Here is an 18854-nt window from a genome sequence, read left to right as displayed (position 1 = left end):
TCGTTTGAGAAGGAACAGCTTCATGGCTCAGAAACACAACGATCCCATTACCTTCGCCGTCATCAAGAACGCGCTGGATACCATTGTCGACGACATGGCCTTCGCCGTCATGCGTACCGCCCGCTCGCCGATCGTTCGCGACGTTCTCGATTATTCCGTCACGCTCTGCGACCGTCACGGCCGCATCCTGTCGCAAGCCAAGACCGTTGCCCTCCATCTCGGTGCAGTTCCCGATGCGATGGAAGTCATCATGGCGAAATATGCCGACGATCTTTCGCCCGGCGACGTCATTGTCTTCAACGATCCCTATGAAGGCGGCATGCACCTTCCGGATATCTTCATGATCCGGCCGATCTTCCATCGCGATTCGCTGCGTGGTTTCTCCGTCGTCATCGCGCACCATTGCGATGTGGGCGGTCGTGTTCCCGGTTCGAATGCCGCAGACTCGACCGAAATCTACCAGGAAGGCCTGCGCATCGCGCCGATGAAGCTCTATTCGAAGGGTGTCGTCAACGATACCCTGATGCGCATCATCGAAAAGAACGTCCGTCTTCCGGAACTGGTATTCGGTGATCTGGAGGCGCAATTCGCGACCTGCAACCTCGGTGAGCGCGAATTGCTGCGTCTGATCGAACGTTACGGCGCCGAGGAACTCGACAGCTATTTCGATGACCTCATTGACTACGGCGAGCAATTGACGCGCGCTGCGATCCGCTCCTGGCCGGATGGTGACTACCATTTCGAAGACTATATTGATGGCGATGGTTTCACGACCGAAGCGATACCGATCAAGGTCAAGCTCACCGTCAGGGGCGATCATCTCTACGTCGATTTCGCCGGGTCTTCGCCGCAGGTCAAGGGTGCCATCAATTCGACGCTCTCCTTCGTCAAGTCTTCGACTTATCTTTCGGTGCGCTGCGCGCTCGATGGCGAAGTACCGAACAATGCCGGCGTATATCGTGCCATCACGATCTCGGCGCCGGAAGGCTCGATCCTCAATCCGCTGATGCCGGCGCCGGTCGCGGCCCGCGCATTGACTGGCTATCGCGTCGTCGACACGGTTCTGGGTGCGCTGTCGCAGATCGCGCCGAAGAGGGTCATGGCGGCCGGTGAAGGCGGCAACACGGTTCTGGCCTTCGGCGGTTGGGATAAAGAAACCCGCGAACCCTTCGTCCTGGTCGACATGATCAACGGCGCATGGGGCGGTCGCTGGAACAAGGACGGCGTCGAAGGCGTCACCAATCCGTCGCAGAATATGTCGAACCTGCCGGTCGAGACGCTCGAAGTCCGTTATCCGATGATGATGGACGAATACAGCCTGCGACCGGACTCCTGCGGGGCAGGGGAATATCGCGGTGGTCTCGGCCTGATCCGGCAATATCGTCTTCTTGCCGAAGAAGCCGTGCTGCAGATTCGCGCCGACCGTTACAACCATTCGCCCTACGGCCTGTTCGGCGGCAAACCGGCTGCACCCTGCATCAACATCCTCGATCCGGAAGGTGAGAATGTCTATCTGCCGGCCAAGGTTACCCGCACGATCGGTCGTGATGTCGTGGTTCGGCATGAGCAGGCCGGTGGCGGTGGCTACGGCGATCCGCTGAAGCGTTCGCTCGACCTGATCCGCGACGACCTCGTCAATGGCAAGATCACCGCGGCCTATGCCGGCGAACATCATGGCGTCGTCTTTGCAGCGGACGGTGTGACCATCGATGTGTCGGCAACCGAGAGCCGCCGCATCCAGGGGGTGGCGGCATGACGCAGTACGATCTTACGCGGTTCGCGATCAATCAGATCACCACACCAAAATGGTCGATGCCGGAGGCGATCGAAGGTTATGCGCGCCATGGCGTGAAAGGCATCGCGGTCTGGCGGCACTTCCTCGACGCTTATGGTGTCGAGGCGACAGCCAAACATCTTCGGGATGCGGGGATGTGGGTGGCTTCGCTGTGCACAAGCGCCTGGGTCAATGAAACGGACCCGGCAGCCTATCGGGGGAAGATCGAGGAAAACCGCCGCATCATCGATCAGGCGGCGGCCATCGGTGCGCCTTGCGTCGTCATGGTGATGGGTGGTTTGCCAATCGGTGACAAGGATCTTGCCGGCCAGCGGGCGCGTATTCATGACGCGCTTGCGGAACTTGCTCCCTATGCTCAGTCTTCCGGTGTAAAACTCGGCCTCGAGCCCCTGCATCCGATGTATTGCGGCGACCGTAGCGCAATGAACTCTATCACCGACGTCAACGGTCTGATTGACGAATTGGGAGATAGTGCGACCAGCCTTGTTGCCGATGTCTACCATTGCTGGTGGGACACGGCTTTCGAGCGGGAACTGCGCCGGGCCGGAAAAGACCGGATCCAGACATTCCACTATTGCGACTGGCTGGTGCCCACCAGAAATCTCAGAGACCGCGGCATGGTCGGAGATGGCGTTGTCGATATTGCCCGTATTCGCGGCTGGCTCGACGAGATCGGTTATGAAGGCCCGTTCGAGCTGGAAATCTTTTCCGAGCTCGACTGGTGGGAACGCGATCCCGATGAGACGGTCCGTATCGCCGTGGAACGATGCGGACCCTATGTCGGGCCATTGCGATAGGGCTTTTCAAGCTCTCAACTTGATTGCACGTCACGGGGCTTCGCATTGCTGCGAAGCCTTATCGAGCTTCCGGTATCGTGCCTGTCAGCTTGGTTCCCTCCAGCAGATTGTGCTGCTCGGATAAAGACCCCGCAAGATCGGCGTTTTTGTTACGGATCGCATCGAAGATCGGTTGGTGCTGGGCGACAATCTCGGACGGATCGCTGATCAGGGCATCGCTGGAATGGATGTAGACCAAAATCTGCTGTTCGATCAGTTCATATTGCAGCCGGAGCCTTTCATGGTTTGCAGCATTGACGATCGACTTGTGGAACGCGAAATCCGCCTCCGCGATAGAGGCGGCCTTGCCCGTCTCGCATTGCGACTTTAGATTCTGGAACGCTTTGGCGATCTTATCCAGGCCATTGCTGTCATTCGTGGACGCCGCCAATTGGGCGGCCAGTCGCTCGACGGCCCCGCGCAAAGTGTAAAGCTCCCAGATATCCTGGCGCGTCAATTCAATAACGGTCCATCCGGTATAGGGAACGAGATTGACGAGCCCTTCCTTGCCCAGTTGGTGAAGGGCTGTCCGCACGGTGGCGCGTGAAAGCCCCATTTCTTCGGAAAGCTGGACTTCGGTCAATCGCGAACCCGGTCGGATGGAACCGTCGATGATCTGGCCGCGCAAGGCGTCCAAGGCGCGCGCGTCGGCGGGCATTTTCTGGATCTTGGGAAGTTTTACCTGCGTCATTGAAAGCCTCTGCCTGACAAGGAATCGAAACCTATAGCCGCGCCCGATATCCAACAAGGTCAAAAAAAACGCTAAATTGATTTATGGGCTATTGTCGACAATAGCCCATAATGATAGAGATGGCGACCACAGAGGCAAACCCTGTCCGCACAAATATCCATTCACCCTCCAGCGCACAGCTGCTTTCGAGGAGCGCCTATCCGTGTCCAAAATGACGAAGATACGAAACGCCGACACCATTCTTTCGCAAGGCGACATCGCTTCACGGCAGGTCGTGCTGGAGATTGCCGATCGCACGCTTGAGCGGCTCGACAGCTATAAGCGCATTCGCAGCATCATGCGGCTGGACGGCGATATCCTGCATATCGGCACCAAGTCCTGGGATCTGTCGAAGAAGCGCCATGTCTATCTCTTCGGCGCCGGCAAGGCCTGCAATCACATGGCGATGGCCGTGGATCACGTGCTTGGAGATCGCCTGACCGGCGGAATTGCGATCGTCAAGATCCACGAGGAAACCGACCACTTCAACAAGACCGAGGTCTATGTCGGCGGTCATCCGCTTCCGAACGAGGAGGGTTTCCGTGCCTCGCGGAAGATCATCGAGACCGTCGATCAGGCCGGGCCGGACGATCTGTTCATCGTGGTGATCAGCGGCGGCAGTTCTGCCCTCATGTCGTGCCCGATTGACGGCATCACCTTGCAGGATGAGATCGATACGACCGACGTTCTGCTGAAATCAGGCGCCGGCATTTACGAAATCAATGCCGTGCGCCGGCATATTTCCGCGCTGAATGGCGGCATGCTGGCCAAACGTATCCAGGATGTGGGTGCCGAACTCATCGGCTTCGGTATCAGCGATGGCGTGGGCACACCGGCTACAGGCGACATTGCCGTCCCCTATGCCGCGTATAAGAGCACGCCGATCGGCCCGGATGCGACGACACTGGACGATGCGCGCGCCACCATCGTCAACTTCAATGTCGCCGACCGGCTGCCACCGCGTGTCGTCGATTACCTGATGAATGCCGGCCCTGACAAGGAAACGCCGAAGGCCTTCCCGAACAACACGTATTTCCTGCTGAACTCGCTGCCGGACAGCTGCATCTATGCCAGGCAGGTCTGCGAGGAGATGGGCATTCCGGCCATGATCGTCTCGTCCTTTCTTGAAGGTGAAAGCAAGGATGCCGGCACGTTTTTCGCGTCGATCGCACGGGAGATCCAGACACATGGCAATCCGATCAAGGCGCCCTGCGTCCTTCTCAGCTCGGGCGAAGTCACGACCCAGATTCTCGATAACAGCGTGATCAAGGGTCATGGTGGACCAGGTCAGGAAATGGCCGTCGGCTTTGCAATCATGGCGTCGAAAACAAAAGGCGCCTGCCTTCTGTCGATAGACAGCGAAGGCACCGACGGCACCGCCAAGGTCGCCGGCGGCATCACCGACTCCGCCAGCCTTGCCGCCGCTGCCGCCAACGGAATCAACCTCCACCAGACATTGCGCGAACACAGCTGCTTCGAGGCGCTCGATGCGATCGGATCGGCGATCTTCACCGGCAATACCGGCACCAATCTCTGCGACCTCAACATTCTCTACGTTCCAGCCTGAAGGATGGCCAGCAAGATGGAAGACAGGATCGTATCGGTCTTTGCCCAACAGATCATCGACTGCAAATGCCGCCCCGCCGTCGAAGTCGAAATCCGCACCGCAAGCGGCGCAATCGGCCGGGGTGCGGCGCCGACCGGTACATCAGTCGGCATGCATGAAGCCTTCGTCCTGAGAGACGGCGACAAGTCGAGTTATGGTGGCCTTAGCGTCCATAATGCTGTCGAAAAGGCCGAGAAAGTCATCGGTCCGGCATTGATCGGCATGAATGTCTTCGATCAGCGCGCCATCGACCAGAAGATGATTGATCTGGACGGCACACCGGACAAACGGAACCTCGGCGGCAATACCATTTATTCGGTGTCCATCGCGGCATTCCGTGCCGCTGCCGACGCACGCCGCATTCCGCTTTACGATCACATCGCCGGCGCCGGCATCAAGACTGTTCCGGTGCCGTGCTTTAATGTCATCAACGGCGGCAAATACGAAGGCTTCATCCAGTCTTTCAACGAATTCCTGATCGTCCCCTACGGCACCGACAGCATCGACACGTCCATCGAGATGGCGGTGACCGTTTTCCAGAAGCTCGGGGAGGTGCTGACCAGACACCTCGGTCACAAGCCGCAGGTGGCAAGCTCCTACGGTTATGCGGCGCCGTCCGATGATCCTGAAGTCCTGCTTGACCTGATGCAGAAGGCGATCGACGAATGCGGTTATACCGGCCGGATTGCCTTCGCGCTCGATTGCGCTTCCAGCGAATTTTACGACGCAAAAAGCCGTACCTATCTTCTCAAAGGGGAGCGGGTCAGCAGCGATCGGTTAATTGCCTATACCAAGGCACTGACGGAAAAATACAATTTCGTCTTTATCGAGGACCTGCTCGATGAGAACGATTGGGATGGTTACGTCAAGACGAGCCAGGAACTGACCCGCACCATCATCCTTGGCGACGATTTGACGGTCACCAAGCTGGACTATCTCAAGCGGGCCCATGAAACCCGCGCGGTGGCCGGCTTCATCCTCAAGCCGAACCAGGTCGGCACGATCACCGAAGCCATGGATGCCTATCGTTTTGCCGACGATCACGGGATGATCGCCGTGCCCTCCGGTCGCTCCGGCGGTGTCGTTGACGATGTGGTGATGGATTTCTCCGTCGGTCTGCAGGTGCCGTTTCAAAAGAACGGTGCGCCGCGTTCCGGCGAGCGCATCGAGAAACTGAACTTCCTGATGCGGGCCAATGCGCGAAGCGCCGGCTGCCGCCTCTACGACATCAAACCTCTGCTCAAGTTCTAACCATAAGTCTTCGAAGGGAACAGCAATGTCTACCAAAATCGACTTCGTTTATCTGTCCGAACCCGACATGATCGCCGCCGGCGTCAACGACGCGGCCCGCTGCGTCGAGGTGTGCGAGGAAACCTTCAGCCTGCTCGGCGAAGGCGATTACCTCATGGGTGGCGCCAACCACAATAATCACGGCATGAACATCGTCTTCCCGAAGGAAACGAAGTTCCCGAACATGCCGGTTGCCGGTCCTGACCGTCGTTTTGCCGCCATGCCGGGTTATCTCGGCGGTCGTTTCGATGTCTGCGGCAACAAGTGGTACGGTTCCAACCACGCCAATACCCAGAAGGGCCTTCCGCGCTCGATCCTGACGATGATGATCAACGACAAGGAGACCGGCGCCCCGCTGGCGCTGATGTCGGCCAACCTGCTCAGCGCCGCCCGCACCGGCGCCGTACCGGGCGTTGCCGCCAAGCATCTCGCCAGGAAGGATTCCAAAACCGTCTCGATCGTCGGCTGCGGCCCGATCAACAAGGCCTGCTTCACGGCGGTCATGACGCAGCTGCCGGCCGTCGAAAAGGTTGTCTGCTTCGACGTCTTCCTCGACAAGGCCAATGAACTGGCGCGCTGGGTCGAGGAAACCTACAAGGTCAAGGCCGTTGGCGTGGACGAGGCCGAGGCCGGCTTCCGTGATGCCGACGTCATCACCGTCGCGGCCTCGCGGCTGAAACCGCTGTTCTTCAAGGACGAGTGGATCAAGGAGGGCGCAACCATCCTGGTCTCCGGCCCGGTCAATGCCGACGAATCCTTCCTGACCAGTTGCAAGATCGTCTATGACCACACTCCATTGCAGGAAGCCTATGTCGAAGACGCGATCGCCTCCGGCAACAAGGATGCCTATTATAGTGGCGTCATCGGCGGGCCTTTCTACCGCCTGATCGATGCAGGCAAGCTGCCAGCGCTGAAGGACTCCACCGGTCTCGGCGACGTTGTCAACGGCAGGAAGTCCGGCCGTGAAACCGCCAGGGACAGGATTGTCTTCATCGCCTGCGGCATGGCCGTTTTCGATATCAGCTGGGGTTACGAAATGCTCGAAAGCGCCAAGCAAAAAGGTATCGGGCAATCCCTGAACCTCTGGGACAAGCCGAGCTTGGCCTGACCGAAAGCTGGCCGAGGCGGGAAAAGACGCCTTGGCCGGCGATTACGATGAGATAGGCGAGATGCCGATGCGGTCGTTGAGAGCGCCGCATCGGCCTCCGCCTGTCGATCATGTTGCAAGTCTTCATCGGCAGCGCGACTGAAGATCGTCCAGTGGCGGAAGATCCGGGTACGCCTGAAACCTTATCAACCCGAAGGATGCTCAATCTTCTCCGGGTTCGTCGCCCGAATGGCCGACGTTGGCGCGACGATCGCCGTGATCATCGAACGAGACGGACATGCTCTAGAAGCGCGTGACGCGGTAGGGCGACAGGTCGATCGCCGGCCTGCGTCCCGCTACCAAATCGGCGACGATTTTTCCCGTCGTTGCGCCAAGCGTCATGCCCACTTGGCCATGGCCGAAGGCCAGAACGACATTGTTGTGATGCGGTGCGCGATCAAGAACAGGCATGGTATCCGGCATGAACGGACGTGGACCCATCCACTGCTTTCCACCGGAAATATCGAGTCCCGGCAAGACCTTCAGGGCCTTTTGCGCGATGAGATCCGCGCGCGCGAAGTTCGGGCGCGGATCGAGCCCGGCGACTTCGATCGTCCCGCCAATCCGAAGACCGCTTTCCATCGGCGTCAAGACGAAGCCGCCATTTGCGTAAAGCACAGCGTGATTGAGCTTCACGCCGGGGTTCGGAACATGGTGGTGATAGCCCTGAAGCGCGGCGATCGGAACCTTCAACCCCAGATCTTTCGAGAGCTTGCCGCTCCAAGCGCCAGCGCACACCACCACCTGGTTTACGGCCAGGCGCTCGCCGCCGATCAGATGAATGGCGACAGCCTTGCCGCCCTGCGTTTCGATCCGATCCGCCGATCCGACACGGAGCTTGCCGCCATTGGCGACAAAGAATTCCAGCAGGCGCTGTCGGATCACTCCGGGCTCGCTGAACTGAAGCCATCCTTGCAGGAGGACGCCGCAGGTGATCGGGCCGCCGAGACCCGGTTCCAGAGAGCGCAATTCTTCGGTGCCCAGAAAGCGATGTTTGAAGTCCTGACTGTCACGCAGGTCCCAGGTAAAGCGGTCGGCTTCGTAATCGGCTTTTGAATTGAAAGCCATAATGTTTTCTGTGGGAACGAGCTTGTCGGCGATATCGACCTTGTCGAAAAGCGCGCGATAATCGTCTTCCGCTCGGTGCAGCAGCGGTGCCATGCCGCTGGCGATTTCCAGTACCCGTTTGCGCCGGCCCGACCACAGGAACCGCAGCAGCCACGGCATCTGGCCAACCAAATCCTTCGGCCTGACGAAGAGCGGGCTCTGCGGGTCCAGAATCCATTTGGGAATCTTCGGCAATATACCCGGTTTGGAAATGGGGACTACCTCACCGACAGCCAGAAGTCCGCAATTGCCGTAGCTAGCACCCTCGGTATCGAGGCCACGATCGATGACTTCGACAGAATGGCCTTCCGATTGCAGCGATATCGCCGAACATATGCCGACAATCCCGCCACCCACTATCGTAACTTCGCTCATCTTCAGTCCCTGGGTGCATTGTTTGGGGTTCACCGCCAAGATTCCGGGCGATTACAGCGGCGGGCTCAAGGCGTTGATCAAATCAGGCCGAATATTGCATATCTAATGTCGACATTCCATAGACAATATGCGAGACCTTGCATCATGCCAAGGCGGTCTTGCCCGGCACAGGTTTTCAAGGAAGGCATTCAGGCATGATTTCGGGTACGACAAAGATTTTCTACATGCTCGCCCATCCGATCGCGCATGTCCGCACCCCTGAGGTGATTAACCCCTTATTCAAAAGCCGCAACATCGATGCGATCATGGTGCCAGTGCATTTCACGCCGGAAGACTTTGCGGCCGGCTGGGCCGCCATGAAACGGACCCGCAACCTGGGCGGAATCGTCGTCAGTGTTCCCCTTAAGGAACAGGCTTTCGAATTGGCCGACGAGGCCGATTCCGTTGCCGCAGAGCTTGGCGCCGCCAATGTAATTCGCCGCAATGAAGATGGCCGGATGATCGCCACCAACCTTGATGGACAGGGTTTTTTGCGTGGCATGCTCAATGATGGCAGCGACGCGAAGGACAGCAAGGCACTCGTCGTCGGAGCAGGGGGGGCAGGCAAGGCAATTGCGTTCGGACTGGCGAGAAGTGGCTGCGCTTCTCTGAAAGTCAGCGATCTGGATCGCGCGCGCGCGCAAGCACTGGTCGATGATATCAGGAAGCGTTATCCGGGCCTTGATGTTGAAAGCTCGGACAACGGGCTCGACGGTATCGATCTCCTGGTAAATGCCACCCCATGCGGTCTGCATCCGAAAACGGATCCCTTGCCCGTCGATATAAAGCAGCTCAAGTCCGACATGTTGGTCGCAGACATCATCATGAAGCCCCGGGAAACACCCTTGCTTACGGCTGCGCTCAAGGCCGGTTGCGACGTCAGATATGGCGCCGGCATGCTCGATAAACAGATCGACTTGATGGTCTCGTATTTCGGATACTGACAGAAGTCGCGACCGGCAGGGCGGCGCACGAGATCGGTCATTCCACGACCCAATCGCCAGTCCAAGCCGGCGCTCCCGGAGAGCGCCGGCAGCGTCGTCAGATCTGCGCCCAGCCGCCATCGACACAGAGTTCGCTGCCCGTCAGATAGGACGAGTCGTCGGAGGCCAGGAATAGAACGGCTTTTGCGATTTCCTCGACTGTGCCGCTGCGGTGCATCGGAATTTGCGCATGCACCTGGGCTTTCGTCTGCTCGATCATCTCTTCGCTCACTCCCGATTTACGGGCTTGATCGGTATCGATGTAGCCGGGGGCCATGGCGTTCACACGAATGCCCTTGCCGGTGAGTTCCGCAGTGAGCGACCGTGCCAGCGACCGGATGGCCGCCTTGCCGGCCGAATAGACGCTGACATAGGGCATGCCTTTCGTGGTCAGGGTCGTGGTGTTGAGGATGATCGAGCCGCCGCCGGTCATGAGCGGCAAGAGCTTCTGCACCGTGAAATAGGTTCCCTTGAAGGTGCAGGCGATCGTGAAATCGAACTCTTCCTCCGACATATACTCAAACATGTTCGGTCGCGCCGCGCCGGCGTTCGCGAAGATGATGTCGACACGGCCATGCTTTTTCTCGACAAAGTCGCGAAGTGCTTCGATGTCCGACATCTTGGAAATATCGCAGCCGATAGCGGCGCTGCCATTTCCGATACTTTGCGCCGCAGCATCGAGCCTCGCTTGATCGCGGCCGGTAATGACGACCTTCGCGCCTTCGCGTGCAAACAGCTTGGCGGTCGCCAGCCCCATTCCATCGCTGCCGCCGGTTATGACCGCGATCTTTCCGTCCAACTTACCCATATTCAGCTCCAATTCGTCTTTGCATGCGCCCGACATAAACCGCACTATTGCTGGAGTGGCGGGGCCAGAAGTTATATATGAAGCATCTTTCAGGTTTTGGATTCGCTTATGGGAAACGGCTCTCCACCACTGCTAACTCCCCGGAAATCCCCGCGTCAGGGTCGATCCATCGCGACCGTGGATGCCATTTTCGAGGCAACCATTCAGGTTTTGGCGAATGATGGTCTCATTCGCCTGAACACCACGCGCGTGGCGCGTCGTGCCGGCGTTTCGGTCGGAACGTTGTACCAATATTTCCCGAACAAGCAGGCGCTGCTCTTTGCGGCGCTGGAGCGACATCTCGCGATTTTGGCAATCGCCATAGAAAAAGCCTGCGACGAAAATCTCCACTCAACCCTGGAGAAGATAGCCGACGCCGTGGTCAAGGCGTATCTTCGTGTACAGATGGCGCAGGCCGAAATCTCTCCCACCCTCTACCGCATCGCCCTGGAATTTGACGCGCGCGAGTTGCTCGATCTGGCGGGTCGGCGGAGTGCGGAAGCGATCGAGGCGGCACTGTCGACCGCCAGCGATGGTCGCTTTGCCGATCCCGGCCTGCTCGCTCGAACCATGACGGCAGCGCTTTACGGAACGGTTCCGGCTTTCTGCCACCGCGTTCTGTCCCCCGTTGATGGTCGAGAGGCCGAAAAACAGCTCACAATCATGTTTCGCTCCTACCTTGTCGCTCAGCAGAGCGGTACGGCGGATGTTGAGCGCAAGGATGCGAATGGCGCCGGGCTGCAAGCCGGGTAGTGGGATCAACTCCGGTCCCGCTTGGGATCGAGAGCGACGTTCAAGCCGACCTTCACGCGGTCCATGGTGACAAAGCTGCGGAACCGCTTGACGTTCTTGTTCGAGAAAAACAGCCTTCTCGTCATTGCTTCGTAATCGGCCATCGTCCGGACGACGACGAGAAGAATGAAATCTACCTCACCCGTCACATAGTAGCACTGCTGGACTTCCGGAGCCTCGGCGAAGGACTTCTTCGTTGCGTCATGTGTGGTGCCGAATTCGCTGTGCATCTCCACCTCGACGAAGACCGTGATCTCGTGACGCACATGCGACGGTTCGACCACTGCCACGTTTGCGATGATGGTGCCCGTATCCTCCATCCGCTTGATGCGGCGCTGCACCGCCGGGGCGGACAGGCCGATCGCCTCTGCGATAGAGCGCTGCGGTGTCTTGTTGTCCTTCTGGAGAATTTCCAGAATCGCGAGGTCGAAGCGGTCGAGCTCTGCCGTTTTCGCAGGGTGCCTGCCAGCCATGCATGTGTCCTTTCGAGGATTCCAAGTTGCCGATCGGTCGAGAGAGTCGCCGAAATTCATGCGATGAGCGAGCGAATGTTTCATATAAGACGTCAAAATACAGCGCATTTTTCGCCGCCAATGAATTAATTATCAATGCATGGTCAATCTCGAAAGAATGTTCCGATGCTCCTCCTGAATGAACACTCCGACTATCGCAAGCCGCTTGAAGCGATCGACGCCGAAGTTCTGGGGGTTGAGGCCGCCAGAACCGTCGAGCACTTCCTGCACCACCGCGAAGGTCACAAGCCCACTCCGCTGGTTTCGCTGCCGGATCTCGCGCGGCAGATCGGCATCGCATCGATCCTCGTGAAGGATGAGGGGCATCGCCTCGGCCTTGGCAGCTTCAAGGCACTCGGCGGTTCTTATGCCGTCATCAAGCTGGTTCTCGAAGAGGCATCGAAGTGCCTTGGCCGGGAAGTCGACGTGGCGGAACTGCAGGGCGAGGACGTGAAGGCCATCGCATCGAAGATGACAGTCGCCTGCGCGACCGACGGCAATCACGGCCGTTCCGTCGCCATGGGCGCGCAACTCGTCGGCGCGAAATGCTCGATCTTCGTCCATTCGGGGGTCAGCGAGGAGCGCATCGCGGCAATCGCGCGTTATGGAGCGACCATGATCCGGGTGAGTGGCAATTACGACGACTCGGTCCATGAGGCCGCCCGCGTGGCCAAGGAGAAGAATTGGATCACGGTGTCTGACACCTCGTGGCCCGGTTACGAGCGCATCCCCGGTTTCGTCATGCAGGGCTATACGGCGTTGCTGACAGAGGCGCTTCGCCAGATGCCGGAGCGGCCGACCCATGTCTTCGTCCAGGCTGGTGTCGGTGGCATCGCAGCCACTGTCGCAGGCCATTTCTCCGTTCTGTTCGGCGATGCCCGTCCCTTCTTTGTCGTCGTCGATCCATCCCGCGCAGCCTGCATCGTCGAGACTGCCCGGGCCGGACATCCGGTGAAGGTCGATCATGGCGAAGCCACCGTAATGGCGATGCTGGAGTGCTACGAGCCCTCGCTCGTGGCTTGGCGAATTCTGTCCCGCGCCGCGGACGCCTTCATGACGGTCGAAGACGATGACGCAATCAATGCGATGAAGCTGCTTGCGAACCCGAAAGGATCCGATCCGGCAATTGTTGCCGGCGAGAGCGGCGGTGTTGGCCTTGCCGCGCTGCTGAAGGTCGCGACCGACAAAGAGCTGCGGGCAAAGATCGGCCTCGATCCGCAGTCCCGCGTCTTCCTTATCAACACCGAGGGGGCAACCGATCCCGTTCTTTACCAGCAATTCGTCGGTGTGACGCCTGCGGAAATCGTCGCAAGGAATGCAAATCGGTCCAGTGAAAAGGAAAGGGTCGCCTGATGAGCAAAATCTCGATCGACTCCTTACGGCTTTTAAGCCGACTGTCGGAACTGGGTGAGATTGGCCGTGGCGGCGACGGCCGGCTGGTCCGGCTCGCGGCTTCGGATACTGAAAAACTGGGACGCGACACGTTCGTATCGTGGATCGAACAGGCTGGGTTGGAACTTGCCGTCGACCGGATCGGCAACATATTCGGCATCTGGAGGCCTGAGGGTGTTTCCGATGAAGCGCCGCTCATGCTCGGATCACACATCGATACCGTCATCGATGCGGGAATCTACGATGGATGCTACGGCGTGCTTTCTGGCCTCGAAGTGATCGAGACGCTTATCGAAGCGGGCTTCAAGCCATCCCGCCCGATCGTTGTCGCCGCCTTCACAAATGAAGAGGGCGTACGCTACGCACCGGACATGATGGGGTCGCTTGTCTATGCGGGCGGTCTTGATGTCGACACGGCCCTGGCAACCGTCGGGACCGACGGCACGAGGCTCGGAGACGAACTGCGGCGCATCGGCTTCGATGGGGAGCACGAACCCGGCTTCCTTCGGCCCTATGCCTATATCGAACTGCATATCGAGCAGGGCCCAGTCCTCGAGCGCGAGGGCATCCAGATCGGAGCCGTCGAAAACCTGCAAGGGATCTCCTGGCAGCGGGTAACAGTGAGTGGGGATGCGAACCACGCCGGAACGACGCCGATCTCCATGCGTCGTGATGCCGGATATGCAGCTGCATTGGTCGTCACGTTCCTGCGGGAGCGTGCGCGCAATTCAAACACTCCGACGGTCGCGACGGTCGGTTGCATGAATTTTGAGCCGAACGCTATCAATGTCATCCCCTCGCGCGTGACGTTTACCGTGGATCTCCGCGACCCCGACGAGGATCGGCTGAAAGAGGAAGAAGCCGCCCTCGATGCGTATCTTGCCCAGGTGGCGAAGGATGAAGGCGTATCCTTCAATGTGGAGCGCCTTGCCCGATTCCAGCCCGTGACATTCGATGCCAATATCGTCGAGCTCATCGAAGGGGCTGCCGCGAGACGAGGCCATACGGTTCGTCGCATGACGTCCGGTGCCGGCCATGACGCGCAGATGATCGCAAGGATTGCTCCATCGGCGATGATCTTCGTGCCGAGCCTTGGCGGTATCAGCCATAACCCCAGGGAAAAGACACCGGACGAGGATCTTGTCGCGGGAGCGAACATGCTGCTGGATGTGGTGTGCCAACTCGCAGGCGGGGATAATTGACATGGCTGTCGCGCGTATTGAGCTGGTGGCGAAACCTCAAATCTCAGGGTCGGGACATCTCGCGGTTCAAGATTGCTGCTCACCAAAGCCATCATGAAGGTGAATGGCCGTGAGGTTTCGTGCAATGATTTGAGAGTTTTCAGGAGAGGTGGAAGCCTTTGAGGCACATAACGCCGTGCAAAATCGGGTATGCGAGCAACCCTGGAAAGCCTGATTTTATTGCCGGCAAAATAATTGGCTGGGGAACCTGGATTCGAACCAAGATCGACGGAGTCAGAGTCCGCTGTTCTACCATTGAACTATTCCCCAAAAGCGCTGAAGCGCGTGGCGCGTTCGCTTTGGTGGGTCGTCATATAGATGATTTATCCCGGGGCGCAAGTCGAAAAAATCGAAAAATGCGTTTTATCCGTGTTTTGTGTTTCGCCCAGGCTCAGAGCCTTGCGCGGGTGGAGCGGGGGGTGGAGAGCAGCAGGCTGGTCTCGCTGCCGGTGATGCCGGGCACCAGCCGGATGCGGCGGAGTACCGCGTCGAAATCGCTGAGCGTGGCGGCGTTGAGTTCCACGATCAGATCCCAGCGGCCGTTGGTGCTGTGGATTTCGGATATTTCCGGAAAACCGCCAAGGGTGCGGATGACGCGGTCCGTTACATGGCCTTCAATCTCGATCATCATGATGCCGCGGATTGCGGCTTCCACGGCGTCGGCACGCAGGATGACGGTATAGCCGATAATCGTGCCGTCATTCTCCATTCTTTCGATGCGCGAGCGCACCGTCGCGCGCGAGGTTTCCGTCTCGACGGCGAGATCGGAAATGCTGCGCCGGCCATTATGCCGCAAAAGGGTGATGAGGCGTTCGTCGAGATTATCCATTCATGCCATTTCGATAAAAAGATTTTACCAAAATGATAGCTCATTTCGATAATATTGCCAATATTTGATGTTCATTCTGCCATGTCTCCATGGTCTAGTGGCACGATCGGTTGGGAAAGCGAGGACGGGAATGGATATCAGGCTTGTTGGTGCGCCGTTGCAGATCGGGGCCGGGCAGTTGGGATGTGAAATGGGGCCAAGCGCCTATCGCGTCGCAGGGCTGGCGCACGCTCTCACAGAGCTGGGGCATCGGGTTGTCGATACCGGCAATGTGACGCCTACGCCGTTGCGCGAATTTCACCATCCCAATCCCGCCGTGCACCATCTGGCTGAAACCGTGGCCTGGACCGAGGCGCTGACGGAGGCCGCCTATCGTGAAAGTGCTGGCGCCGTGCCGATCTTTCTCGGCGGTGACCATGCGATTTCCGCCGGAACGGTGGCCGGCATGGCGCGGCGTGTGGCCGAGACCGGCCGGCCGTTTTTTGTGCTCTGGCTCGATGCCCATACCGACTATCACACGCTGGAGACGACGCGCAGCGGCAATCTCCACGGCACGCCGGTTGCCTATTTCAGTGGGCGAGAGGGGTTTGCCGGTTATTTCCCGCCGCTCTCCCATGCGGTTCCGGAAGAGAATATCGGCATGATCGGCATCCGCAGTGTCGACCCCGCCGAGAGGGCTGCGCTGGAAAAGAGCGGCATCACCGTTCACGACATGCGTTCGATAGACGAGCATGGCGTCGCCGTTCTCTTGCGTGAGTTTCTGGCTCGGGTTCAGGCGGCAAACGGCCTTTTGCATGTCAGTCTCGATGTCGATTTTCTCGAACCGTCCATCGCGCCGGCCGTTGGCACCACGGTTCCGGGCGGGGCGACGTTCCGTGAGGCGCATCTCGTCATGGAAATGCTGCATGACAGCGGGCTGGTCTGCAGCCTCGATCTGGTGGAACTCAACCCGTTTCTCGATGAGCGCGGCAGAACCGCGACCCTGATGGTCGATCTCGCCGCCAGTCTGATGGGCAAGCGGGTTATGGACCGCCCGACACGGGCCGGCTGAAAGGGGCGATGCGATGACTGTGATACCGAACCTCAATATCGTCCCCTTCGTCAGCGTCGATCACATGATGAAGCTTGTGCTGCGCGTGGGCATCGACACGTTTCTGCGCGAGCTTGCGGATGTGGTGGAGGAGGATTTCCGCCGCTGGGAAAGCTTCGACAAGACGCCGCGCATTGCCTCGCATTCGAAGGAGGGCGTCATCGAACTGATGCCGACCAGCGACGGCACGCTTTACGGCTTCAAATATGTCAACGGCCATCCGAAGAACATGAAGGAAGGCCGCCAGACGGTGACGGCTTTCGGCGTGCTTTCCGATGTCGGCAATGGTTATCCGCTGCTTCTGACCGAGATGACCATCCTGACGGCGCTGCGCACCGCCGCAACCTCCGCCGTCGCCGCAAAATATCTCGCCCGCAAAAATTCCCGATCCATGGCGATCATCGGCAATGGCGCCCAGAGCGAATTCCAGGCGCGCGCCTTCAAGGCTATCCTTGGCATCGACACGCTGCGGCTATTCGATATCGACCGGTCCGCCAGCGAAAAATGCGCCCGTAATCTCGCCGGGCAGGGTTTTGCCATCAAGATTTGTGAAAGTGCGCAGGAGGCGGTCGAAGGGGCGGATATCATCACCACCGTCACCGCCGACAAGCAATATGCGACAATCCTGACCGACAACATGGTCGGGCCCGGCATTCACATCAACGCCGTTGGCGGCGATTGCCCCGGCAAGACGGAACTGCACCGGGACATTTTGCTGCGGTCGGATATTTTCGTCGAATATCCGCCGCAGACGCGCATCGAAGGTGAAATCCAGCAATTGCCGGCGGATTACCCCGTCACCGAGCTCTGGCAGGTCATATCGGGTGAAAAGCAGGGGCGGGCAAGCGACCGACAGATCACGCTGTTCGACAGTGTCGGCTTCGCGACGGAAGATTTTTCGGCGCTGCGTTACGTGCGCTCGAAACTGCCATCCACCGGCCTTTATACGGAACTGGATCTGCTGGCCGATCCGGATGAGCCGCGCGATCTGTTCGGCATGCTGCTGCGTTGTGAGGCGGCTCTCGTCTAGCGCCTCTCCAGCGCTGGCGGCTTATTTCGTTTCCTTCTTTGCCATTTGGCGGTTCCTGCGGGCAACCACATGCTCCCGCCAGATGGTGAAGAGGCCGGCGGCAATGACGATCGCCGCACCGATGACCATGTTGGACGTCACCACCTCGCCATAGACGGTGACGCCGATGATGGAGACGAGCACCAGCTGGTAATAGGAAAAGGGCTGCACGGCGGCGGCGTCCGCCAGTTCGAACGCCTTTATCAGGCAATAATGGCCGCTCATGCCGGTAATGCAGAGCGCCAGCATCCATCCCCAGTCCTGCGGCTCGATGCTGACCCAATAAAACGGACCGACCAGCGTCAGGGCCGCCGCACCGGCTACGCCGGTGTAAAAGAAGCTTGTCATCGCCGAATCGCTCTTGCTGCCAAGGCGGGTCAGGACGCTGTAGAGCGCCAGCATGAAGGTGGCCACGAAGGTGATCACCAGCCGGTTGTCAAAACCGTCGCCCTCCGGCTTGAGGATGACGAGAACGCCGATGAAGCCGACAAAAATGGCGCACCAGCGCCGCCAGCCCACATGTTCCCCCAGCAAAGGCATGGACAGCGCTGCAACGATCAGCGGCGCGGAGGCGAGGATGGAATGGCTGTGCGCCAGTCCGACGACGGCGAAGGAGAAGATCGAAATAACGATCTGCACGGCGAGAAGCACGCCGCGGCCGATCTGCAGCCAGGGACGGTTGGCCATGACGGCGCCCCTGATACCGCCCGCCGACCTCGCGGCCATCAAAAGAACGAAGACGGCGAAGGCCCAGTATCGCAGCATGGCGATAAAAACCGGCGGATAGGCGCTGCCCAGATGTTTCGATATGCCATCCTGCGCCGCAAAGATCGTGAAGGCGACAAGCGCATAAAGAAAGCCGGTCCTGGGTGAAGGCATGAAAAAACCGCTATCCGACCGCCGCCGGCAAAAGAGTATTCGGGGTGAATGAGGTGGGTAACAGCCATATGTTATGGCCGCACCTTGTCAGACAACCTTATTTTCCGAATAGCTGCCATGCAAGTGTGGAAGCTACGTTTTCAAGGGCCGATTGTTGGAACGTGCTTTTGCGGTGCTCTCTTCCCCCATCCCTGTGACAGGCACAGGAATTGTCTGTCGAAAAAGTGCTTTATTGTTCGGGACGTTGGATGACCTCCGAGGCGGCCACCCCGGAGGCCATGCGGTTGTACGCCCG

Annotated in this window: 17 protein-coding genes and 1 tRNA gene; 11 read left to right on the top strand and 7 right to left on the bottom strand. The window is 58.9% G+C overall.

The genetic code is table 11. The features are described from left to right. The first annotated feature begins 22 nt into the window (after positions 1-22). Positions 23-1756 carry a hydantoinase B/oxoprolinase family protein gene (locus ACIQUH_RS14605; RefSeq protein WP_400816251.1) on the top strand — a complete coding sequence of 578 codons (1734 nt, stop codon included), beginning with the start codon at positions 23-25 and terminating at the stop codon, positions 1754-1756. Beyond that, positions 1753-2592, top strand: a complete 840-nt coding sequence (locus ACIQUH_RS14600; protein ID WP_400816249.1) for a sugar phosphate isomerase/epimerase family protein — start codon at positions 1753-1755, stop codon at positions 2590-2592. The genes ACIQUH_RS14605 and ACIQUH_RS14600 overlap by 4 nt, the downstream gene beginning before the upstream one ends. Positions 2593-2650: 58 nt before the next feature. On the opposite strand, the gene ACIQUH_RS14595 is transcribed toward ACIQUH_RS14600, so the two are convergent. Next, positions 2651-3385, bottom strand: coding sequence for a GntR family transcriptional regulator (locus ACIQUH_RS14595; protein WP_400816247.1), 735 nt, complete (start codon positions 3383-3385; stop codon positions 2651-2653). A gap of 148 nt (positions 3386-3533) precedes the next feature. Here ACIQUH_RS14595 and ACIQUH_RS14590 point away from each other — a divergent pair, with 148 nt between their 5' ends. From ACIQUH_RS14590 to ACIQUH_RS14580, 3 genes are read left to right on the top strand one after another with little or no spacing between them, the layout of a single operon-like run. Then, positions 3534-4928 carry a glycerate kinase gene (locus ACIQUH_RS14590; protein WP_400816579.1) on the top strand — a complete coding sequence of 465 codons (1395 nt, stop codon included), beginning with the start codon at positions 3534-3536 and terminating at the stop codon, positions 4926-4928. A gap of 15 nt (positions 4929-4943) precedes the next feature. After that, the gene (locus tag ACIQUH_RS14585; protein ID WP_400816245.1) at positions 4944-6218 is read left to right on the top strand and encodes a phosphopyruvate hydratase; all 1275 of its coding nucleotides are present in this window, start codon (positions 4944-4946) and stop codon (positions 6216-6218) included. Positions 6219-6243: 25 nt separating this feature from the next. Continuing rightward, positions 6244-7365: a tyramine oxidase subunit B gene (locus tag ACIQUH_RS14580; protein WP_400816243.1), complete on the top strand. Its 1122-nt coding sequence runs from the start codon at positions 6244-6246 to the stop codon at positions 7363-7365. Positions 7366-7647: 282 nt separating this feature from the next. Here the strand turns inward: ACIQUH_RS14580 and ACIQUH_RS14575 are convergent, their stop codons facing one another. Beyond that, positions 7648-8886, bottom strand: coding sequence for an NAD(P)/FAD-dependent oxidoreductase (locus ACIQUH_RS14575; protein ID WP_400816241.1), 1239 nt, complete (start codon positions 8884-8886; stop codon positions 7648-7650). A gap of 194 nt (positions 8887-9080) precedes the next feature. Here ACIQUH_RS14575 and ACIQUH_RS14570 point away from each other — a divergent pair, with 194 nt between their 5' ends. After that, a complete protein-coding gene (locus ACIQUH_RS14570; RefSeq protein ID WP_400816239.1) occupies positions 9081-9869 on the top strand; it encodes a shikimate dehydrogenase family protein in 789 nt (262 codons plus the stop codon). A gap of 97 nt (positions 9870-9966) precedes the next feature. Here ACIQUH_RS14570 and ACIQUH_RS14565 read toward each other — a convergent pair whose 3' ends face one another. Next, positions 9967-10716 carry an SDR family oxidoreductase gene (locus tag ACIQUH_RS14565; RefSeq protein ID WP_400816237.1) on the bottom strand — a complete coding sequence of 250 codons (750 nt, stop codon included), beginning with the start codon at positions 10714-10716 and terminating at the stop codon, positions 9967-9969. A 177-nt stretch (positions 10717-10893) separates the two neighbouring features. Between ACIQUH_RS14565 and ACIQUH_RS14560 the strand changes: the two genes are divergently transcribed. Further along, complete coding sequence (locus tag ACIQUH_RS14560) at positions 10894-11508, top strand: TetR/AcrR family transcriptional regulator (protein WP_400816235.1); 615 nt, start codon at positions 10894-10896, stop codon at positions 11506-11508. A 5-nt stretch (positions 11509-11513) separates the two neighbouring features. On the opposite strand, the gene ACIQUH_RS14555 is transcribed toward ACIQUH_RS14560, so the two are convergent. Next, entirely contained in the window at positions 11514-12020 is a 507-nt protein-coding gene (locus ACIQUH_RS14555) for an Lrp/AsnC family transcriptional regulator (RefSeq protein WP_400816233.1), read from the bottom strand. Between the two features lie 165 nt (positions 12021-12185). On the opposite strand from ACIQUH_RS14555, the gene ACIQUH_RS14550 reads away from it, so the two are divergent. Both ACIQUH_RS14550 and ACIQUH_RS14545 read left to right on the top strand, forming a co-directional pair. Beyond that, positions 12186-13412, top strand: coding sequence for a diaminopropionate ammonia-lyase (locus ACIQUH_RS14550; RefSeq protein ID WP_400816231.1), 1227 nt, complete (start codon positions 12186-12188; stop codon positions 13410-13412). After that, on the top strand, positions 13412-14653 hold the full coding sequence (locus ACIQUH_RS14545; RefSeq protein WP_400816229.1) for a Zn-dependent hydrolase: 1242 nt from the start codon (positions 13412-13414) through the stop codon (positions 14651-14653). The genes ACIQUH_RS14550 and ACIQUH_RS14545 overlap by 1 nt, the downstream gene beginning before the upstream one ends. 235 nt (positions 14654-14888) lie before the next feature. Here ACIQUH_RS14545 and ACIQUH_RS14540 read toward each other — a convergent pair. Both ACIQUH_RS14540 and ACIQUH_RS14535 read right to left on the bottom strand, forming a co-directional pair. Beyond that, positions 14889-14962 (bottom strand) — tRNA-Gln (locus ACIQUH_RS14540). Between the two features lie 121 nt (positions 14963-15083). Continuing rightward, positions 15084-15521 (bottom strand): Lrp/AsnC family transcriptional regulator, encoded by a 438-nt coding sequence (locus tag ACIQUH_RS14535; RefSeq protein WP_400816227.1) that lies wholly within the window; start codon positions 15519-15521, stop codon positions 15084-15086. A gap of 130 nt (positions 15522-15651) precedes the next feature. Between ACIQUH_RS14535 and rocF the strand changes: the two genes are divergently transcribed. Further along, the gene (rocF, locus tag ACIQUH_RS14530; protein WP_400816225.1) at positions 15652-16572 is read left to right on the top strand and encodes an arginase; all 921 of its coding nucleotides are present in this window, start codon (positions 15652-15654) and stop codon (positions 16570-16572) included. Between the two features lie 13 nt (positions 16573-16585). Beyond that, entirely contained in the window at positions 16586-17641 is a 1056-nt protein-coding gene (locus ACIQUH_RS14525; protein ID WP_400816223.1) for an ornithine cyclodeaminase, read from the top strand. Positions 17642-17662: 21 nt separating this feature from the next. On the opposite strand, the gene ACIQUH_RS14520 is transcribed toward ACIQUH_RS14525, so the two are convergent. Beyond that, the gene (locus ACIQUH_RS14520; RefSeq protein ID WP_400816221.1) at positions 17663-18559 is read right to left on the bottom strand and encodes a DMT family transporter; all 897 of its coding nucleotides are present in this window, start codon (positions 18557-18559) and stop codon (positions 17663-17665) included. Positions 18560-18854 lie beyond the last annotated feature (295 nt).

The organism is Agrobacterium sp. NPDC090283 (assembly GCF_044769685.1).
GTDB lineage: Bacteria > Pseudomonadota > Alphaproteobacteria > Rhizobiales > Rhizobiaceae > Agrobacterium.
This window is presented reverse-complemented; position numbering and strand designations above follow the sequence as displayed.

What these genes read in the sequence shown, in the direction of transcription:
- ACIQUH_RS14555 (WP_400816233.1), bottom strand. Translation starts at nt 12,020, where the DNA reads ATGGCTGGCAGGCACCCTGCGAAAACGGCAGAGCTCGACCGCTTCGAC.
- ACIQUH_RS14535 (WP_400816227.1), bottom strand. Translation starts at nt 15,521, where the DNA reads ATGGATAATCTCGACGAACGCCTCATCACCCTTTTGCGGCATAATGGC.
- ACIQUH_RS14585 (WP_400816245.1), top strand. Translation starts at nt 4,944, where the DNA reads ATGGAAGACAGGATCGTATCGGTCTTTGCCCAACAGATCATCGACTGC.
- ACIQUH_RS14575 (WP_400816241.1), bottom strand. Translation starts at nt 8,886, where the DNA reads ATGAGCGAAGTTACGATAGTGGGTGGCGGGATTGTCGGCATATGTTCG.
- ACIQUH_RS14550 (WP_400816231.1), top strand. Translation starts at nt 12,186, where the DNA reads ATGCTCCTCCTGAATGAACACTCCGACTATCGCAAGCCGCTTGAAGCG.
- ACIQUH_RS14600 (WP_400816249.1), top strand. Translation starts at nt 1,753, where the DNA reads ATGACGCAGTACGATCTTACGCGGTTCGCGATCAATCAGATCACCACA.
- rocF (WP_400816225.1), top strand. Translation starts at nt 15,652, where the DNA reads ATGGATATCAGGCTTGTTGGTGCGCCGTTGCAGATCGGGGCCGGGCAG.
- ACIQUH_RS14590 (WP_400816579.1), top strand. Translation starts at nt 3,534, where the DNA reads ATGACGAAGATACGAAACGCCGACACCATTCTTTCGCAAGGCGACATC.
- ACIQUH_RS14545 (WP_400816229.1), top strand. Translation starts at nt 13,412, where the DNA reads ATGAGCAAAATCTCGATCGACTCCTTACGGCTTTTAAGCCGACTGTCG.
- ACIQUH_RS14565 (WP_400816237.1), bottom strand. Translation starts at nt 10,716, where the DNA reads ATGGGTAAGTTGGACGGAAAGATCGCGGTCATAACCGGCGGCAGCGAT.
- ACIQUH_RS14605 (WP_400816251.1), top strand. Translation starts at nt 23, where the DNA reads ATGGCTCAGAAACACAACGATCCCATTACCTTCGCCGTCATCAAGAAC.
- ACIQUH_RS14525 (WP_400816223.1), top strand. Translation starts at nt 16,586, where the DNA reads ATGACTGTGATACCGAACCTCAATATCGTCCCCTTCGTCAGCGTCGAT.
- ACIQUH_RS14580 (WP_400816243.1), top strand. Translation starts at nt 6,244, where the DNA reads ATGTCTACCAAAATCGACTTCGTTTATCTGTCCGAACCCGACATGATC.
- ACIQUH_RS14520 (WP_400816221.1), bottom strand. Translation starts at nt 18,559, where the DNA reads ATGCCTTCACCCAGGACCGGCTTTCTTTATGCGCTTGTCGCCTTCACG.
- ACIQUH_RS14570 (WP_400816239.1), top strand. Translation starts at nt 9,081, where the DNA reads ATGATTTCGGGTACGACAAAGATTTTCTACATGCTCGCCCATCCGATC.